A 6,247-nucleotide genomic window follows, 5' to 3' on the forward strand; every position below is an offset into this window, starting at 1 on the left:
CGGCTGAACTTAGCTTTCAGGAGCTGATACCTGAAGATAAAAATCAGCCTTGCGTTTTCTGTTTCGTCTTTGGGGCAAGCCAAAGATGAAAACCCGCCTGGTAAGGCTTGCGGAAATTTATTGGAGCAGAATCGATCCCCTTCAACGGATCTTGAAAAAGACTTTTAGAAAAAAGGGAAGCTTACACCTCCCTTTTTTGATTGGTTTTGCCGGTTGAGCCGTTAAAACCTGTTCACTGTTGTTTTTCTCCCTGTGTTACATAGACCGGAGCGGTTTAAAGTACGAAGCTGTTTACTTCGTCGCTCCAGTTGCGTTCGGGATTTGTGCCAATGGCAACTGCGCGAAAGGCGTATTTGCTGCCACTGGTTAATCCGCTAACGAGAACCTGGTGTTTGGTAGAATCTACCCGTACCCATGCGGTTTCTGTTTCGGTGTTGAGCTGGCGGTATTCGAAACCATAACTGCTGGCTCCGGCTACGCGGTTACAACTCATATCGATCGAACCTTTTGAACGGCCTGGTTTTACTTTCAGCCCTTCGGGTGCAGGTAGCGGACCTCTTGGCTCAGCCTTTTTGGCCAGCTCGAAACCACTGCTTAGCAGGATGGCTTCGTCGCCATTGGCTGTGAGGTTCACATACACAGCCAGATCGTGCAGGTATTTCTCCAATACCTTACGTTTCTGGTTTTTAATAGCCACATCTTCGTGTGATCCGGTTTGTGACTTTTCCTCTGCGGTTAGGAAATCATCCACCGCTGTTTGCACTGTATCCAAAGCAGGCGATGGAGTGGGGAAGTTCGGGTTATTAGTCATTTTACTACAAACCCCACTGGCTAGTACAATCAATTCCGAATCGGTGAGGCGATTCGTACTGAAGTTTATTAGAACTTTATGCATAACTTCTGATTTTTGAAGTGATAAATATGATAGGTATTAAAACAACAGTTGCTGTTGGATAGGCTAAGAACCCTGTTAGGATCAAAGGAAAAGAGGAAAATCTATTTGGATGAGCTGTCGTTTGCTTGGTAATGCGGGTTTCCGGCTGAACAAAGGGACAGCTCTTACCGTGAAGGCCGGATATACGATCTGTAAAACGGGTTATATGGTTTACAAGGACGTTTTTCTTATTTACAATGCGGCATCTCCTGTTTGAAAAATGATTTCTCCAATCTACAATGACGTATTTCTTGTTTGAAAAATGATTTCTCCAACCTACAATGCTCCATCTCTTATTTACAAAAGCGCATCTCCTGTTTGATAAAGCGCATCTCTTATTTGATATACCGTTTCTCTTATTTACAATGCGCCATTGTAAACAAGAGATGCGGCATCTCTTGTTTGAAAACGATGGATATTGTTCAGCAGAAGCCCTTTTTAGGCTATTTTGAGGTCGAAATGCCCAAAAATTGACGTAACAAGGGCAGTCGACCGAATTTTGTTCGATCGGGTAAAAGCAAATCATTTGTCTTGAATTAAGTTTTCAATAGGCTGCATCCCACTGGAAAAAGCAGCTGATTCCTATCTGGTCTGTCAGACGTAATAATCGCTTTGTTGGATATTCGGTCAAGCGGTGCCGAAGAGGTTTATTTCGAAAACGTTTGCCGGCAAGCATAGATACAGCTTGGCCAACTTGCTTTTTTTGCTCGTACTAATTTAATTAGACCTATTACTTCCTGTTGAAAAACAAGTTACGGCAATTAACAATAAAAATTGCAAGCGACGAATGAGAAATCCACTTAAACATGCTAAAAAACATATTGTAGAGCGATTGTAACAGGGGGTACTACGGGCGGTTTTATTGTGTGGTGACTAATTACCTCGCAGAAGATTTCGCACGGTAGCGGGGAATCAAGTCGGTAGGGATGTGGGAGCGTCATTGCGAGGACGCAGGACGAAGCAATCTCATAAGGGGATAGATTGCTTCTCCGTCAACGCCGGATCGCAATGACGCATTCCTGGTCTTTTGTGTTCATTTGAGGCTTTTCCCCCTTGCTGCCGCGGGATTGTATGGTGTGGTGGCTAATTACCTCGTAGAAGATTTCGCACGGTAGCGGGGAATCAAGTCGGTAGGGATGTGGGAGCGTCATTGCGAGGACGCAGGACGAAGCAATCTCTTAAGGGGATAGATTGCTTCTCCGTCAACGCCGGATCGCAATGACGCATTCCTGATCTTTTGTGTTCATTTGAGGCTTTTCCCCCTTGCTGCCGCGAGATTTTATGGTTGTGGAAAATCGGTTGAAAAAATGGTTGTTCGGGTTATATTTTGGAATCGCCAATCCAAATTCATCGATATAATCATCAATTTTTGAATTGACCGCCGATTTAAAACCTGCCAAAAACGATGAAATTGATTCCGTTGGGTGGATTGTATGGTGGGTTGTATGGTGGTTGTATGGTGGGTTGTAGAGACGCACGGCCGTGCGTCTCTACGTGTACATCGTGTGCATCGTGTGCATCGTTCGACCCGTGCGCATCCCGTAAACCGTCCAAATCATTTATCCCGGAATTATTCAATATCCAATGGCATGTAAATGATTAGGCATTACCAGATGTTGGTCCAATAACAATTCGTGCGTATTTTAAACGATTTTAACCATTCATTACGACCGATTTCCCCAAAATCGGAATACTGCATGATTCCCTGTTGAATCGATCCCATATTACATCTCCTGTTTTGGGTAAGCAGGGGAATGAAATACGGCCCATTCCCCGAATAATCTCATTGTGGCATTCGGTGCGTTTTAATCTGGTATTTATTGTTGAATTTTTCCAATGATTCACAATCGTTCGTTCAATCTTAATCGGGAATCTGATGCCTTGTTGGGAATTCTACCCCGATCTTAGCGTGCTTTTCCTATTTTTGCAGTCTGCTTTTGCAATGGAAGCAGGTTTTCAATCAAATTTGATTCATTTTGACTTTTAACATCCAAAATATAGATCTGCCTGTTGTAGCCATTCTTGACGAAATTCGGGGAAAGCTACACCGCGAAAATACCTTGATTGTGAATGCGCCACCCGGGGCCGGTAAGAGTACGATTGTTCCGCTGGATTTACTGCAATTGAAGGAGCTGGAAGGGCAGAAGATCATTATGCTGGAACCACGACGGCTGGCAGCACGCAGTATTGCCGAACGCATGGCTTCGCTATTGGGCGAAGAGGTGGGGCAGACTGTTGGTTACCGCATCCGTTTTGAGAACCGCGTAGGTAAAAACACCCGCATAGAGGTGGTTACTGAAGGAATTCTGACCCGCATGCTTCATAGCGACAACTCGCTGGAGGGTGTTGGTGCAGTTATTTTCGATGAATTTCATGAACGAAGCATCTTTGCCGATGTAGCACTGGCTCTTTGTCGCGAAGCACAGCAAATCCTGCGTCCTGATTTAAGGCTAGTGGTGATGTCGGCTACCTTGAACTTGCCACAGTTATCAGAATTGCTACAATCTTCGGTTGTGCAAAGTGAAGGACGGCAGTTTCCGGTTGATATCCTGTATACCGGCGAAAATGATGTGCGGATGTTGCCCGAACTGGCTGCGCAAACGATTTTGAAAGCGGTACGCCAACAGGACGGTGATATTTTGGCATTCCTTCCCGGGGAGGCAGAGATTCGGAAATGCGAGCAGCTATTGAAAGGCGAAAAGCTTCCGGTGGAGATTCATCCCCTTTACGGAATGCTTCCCAAAAATAAACAGCTGGCGGCTATATTCCCCAGTTCGCGCGGCGTTCGCAAGATAATTCTGGCTACTTCAATTGCCGAAACCAGCTTAACCATTGAAGGTGTAAAGGTGGTTGTGGATTGTGGGTACTCCCGAACGTCACGCTTTGATCCGCGTTCCGGTTTATCGCGGCTGGAAACGGTTAATATATCGAAAGATTCGGCCGATCAGCGTGCCGGACGTGCCGGACGTCTTGGCCCGGGCGTTTGTTACCGCATGTGGTCGAAAGCTTCGCACGAACAACTGTCGGAACACCGCACTCCCGAAATCATGGAAGCCGACCTGGCTGACCTGGTGCTCGACTTAGCACAGTGGGGCATTGCTGATCCCAATCAATTGTCGTGGTTAAGTCCGCCGCCCAAAGGGGCAGTGATACAGGCTTCGGAACTTTTGCACAGTTTGGATGCCCTGGAAGGTGGAAAAATCACAGCCTTAGGAAAAGAGCTGCATCGTTTGCCTTGTCATCCCCGTATTGCGCACATGCTGGTAATGGCCAAGCAGGAAGGAAATGTTGCCCTGGCCACCGATTTGGCAGCTTTGCTGGAAGAACGCGATCCACTGGGCAAAGAAGCCGGGATTGATATTAACCTGCGTATTGAAGCCTTGCGAAAACAACGGGCAGAGAACCGTTTATCGAAAAAGATGAAGCGAATCGATCAGGTAGCTGATTCTTACCGGCAAATTATCGGCTGTAAAATCAGTAACGATCCTGTTGATCCGTATGAAACAGGTTTACTGTTGGTTTATGCGTATCCGGAGCGCATTGCCTGTGCACGTGTAGGCAATAATGCACAATTTCAGCTGGCTAACGGCAGCATTGCCATGGCTGGTCATAAAGATGATTTGGCTTACGAGTCGTGGCTGGCGGTAGCTCACCTGAATGCCCGCGAGGGGATGGGAACCATTTTCCTGGCATCGCCCTTAAACCCGACCGATTTGGCTCCGTTAGTGAAGAACAGGGAGCTGATTAACTGGGATAGCAAACGGGGAACGCTTAATGCGGTTGCGGAGCTACGTATTGGCAGCATTGTATTGCAATCGAAGCCTTTGCCCGATCCTGATCCTGAACTGCTGCAGCAAGCTATTTCGGAGGCCATCAAAAAAGACGGTGAGCACCTGTTGAATTTCAACGAGGAGGTTACGCAATGGCAAAACAGGGTGTTGAGCTTACGCAAATGGAACCCGGCAATGGGCTGGCCCGATGTTTCAACCACCGAATTACTGCATACCAACGGGGAATGGCTGGCACCATACCTGCAAAATATCCGCAAGGCCGACGATCTGAAGAAGATCGACTTGTTACAGGTTTTACAGTACAGTTTGAGTCCGGAGTTACAATCGGCCTTAAACGAATTGGCTCCGGCAAGGATTAAAGTTCCGAGTGGATCATCCATCAAATTACAGTATCAGCCCAACGGAGCACCACCGGTACTGGCCGTTCGCCTGCAGGAAGTTTTTGGACTGGCAGATACCCCAAAATTGAACGGTGGAAAGCTTGGCGTGTTGATGCATTTGTTATCGCCCGGATTTAAGCCAGTGCAGGTAACATCGGATCTTCGCAGCTTTTGGGACAATACTTACTTTGAAGTAAAGAAGGAATTGAAACGCCGGTATCCGAAGCACGCCTGGCCTGACGATCCCTGGACAGAAGAAGCTATTCGCGGCGTTAAAAGAAAGGAAAAATGATTCGAAAAGACGAGTTGATACAGGTAGTAACACCCGGCAAAAACGGTCAGCTGTTGAATGAATATGGAATGCCCGTAACACCCCCTGCCGGGTGGAGTTTTTTACCGGCAGGCGATGCAGGTATAACCCGCAAGGTAACGGCACAAAAGAAATACTGGCGGGTGCAATATAAAAAGGGGCGTAAAACCATTTCGAAAGGCGTATGGGCTCCTGCAGAGACGATTAAAGAGGCTCAACAAACCGTATCGGCCCTTAGAACAACTGATGATTACCAACGAAAAAGAGCTGCCGACCTCAAACGTCGCGAAAAAAAGCAGGAAGCCTATGAAGTCGATTTTCTGGACGCAGTTGTGCAATACCTGGACTTTCATTCCAGTTACCAGGAGCTGGCACAACGCATGGCCAAAGCAATTACCAAGCATGCGGTACCTGTTGGCAGCGGAACCGTTGCACGAACACAAATGATACCACTGGAAGAGCGGGCTGCCAAAGCCGTTATTGCCTGGATGCGGCATCAAACAACAGCTTACGATCACATGAAGATTGCTCGTATAAAGGGCGAACGACGGGCCGTTCGCAGAGAATTGGCACAACAGTCGGTACAACTTCTAAAGGCCTACAGAACCGGTCAGGAAGTGACTGAAGATTGCCCATTACAACGAGCAATTGAACAAGTCAAAAATTGAATAATCTGAAAATCCAGCAATCTAATCACCTGAAAATCCATTGATCCGATGACTAATTTATGCCCTTGTGGCTCACAAAAAGACAAAAACGACTGTTGTCTGCCTATTATCTCCGGAAAAAGGGATGCAGAAACAGCTTTGGAGCTCATGAGATCGCGTTACAC

3 protein-coding genes are annotated in these 6,247 nt (G+C 46.8%); 2 read left to right on the forward strand and 1 reads right to left on the reverse strand.

Annotated elements, in window-relative coordinates:
- Positions 1-274 precede the first annotated feature (274 nt).
- The gene (locus AC37HE_RS08930) at positions 275-895 is read right to left on the reverse strand and encodes a fibronectin type III domain-containing protein (RefSeq protein WP_500782484.1); all 621 of its coding nucleotides are present in this window, start codon (positions 893-895) and stop codon (positions 275-277) included.
- A 2,015-nt stretch (positions 896-2,910) separates the two neighbouring features.
- On the opposite strand from AC37HE_RS08930, the gene hrpB reads away from it, so the two are divergent.
- Together hrpB and AC37HE_RS08940 are read left to right on the forward strand one after the other, a co-directional pair.
- Positions 2,911-5,397: an ATP-dependent helicase HrpB gene (gene hrpB, locus AC37HE_RS08935; RefSeq protein WP_500782485.1), complete on the forward strand. Its 2,487-nt coding sequence runs from the start codon at positions 2,911-2,913 to the stop codon at positions 5,395-5,397.
- Positions 5,394-6,083, forward strand: coding sequence for a DUF2293 domain-containing protein (locus tag AC37HE_RS08940; RefSeq protein WP_500782486.1), 690 nt, complete (start codon positions 5,394-5,396; stop codon positions 6,081-6,083). The genes hrpB and AC37HE_RS08940 overlap by 4 nt, the downstream gene beginning before the upstream one ends.
- The last annotated feature ends 164 nt before the right edge of the window (positions 6,084-6,247 follow it).

Source organism: Mangrovibacterium sp. (assembly GCF_059905295.1).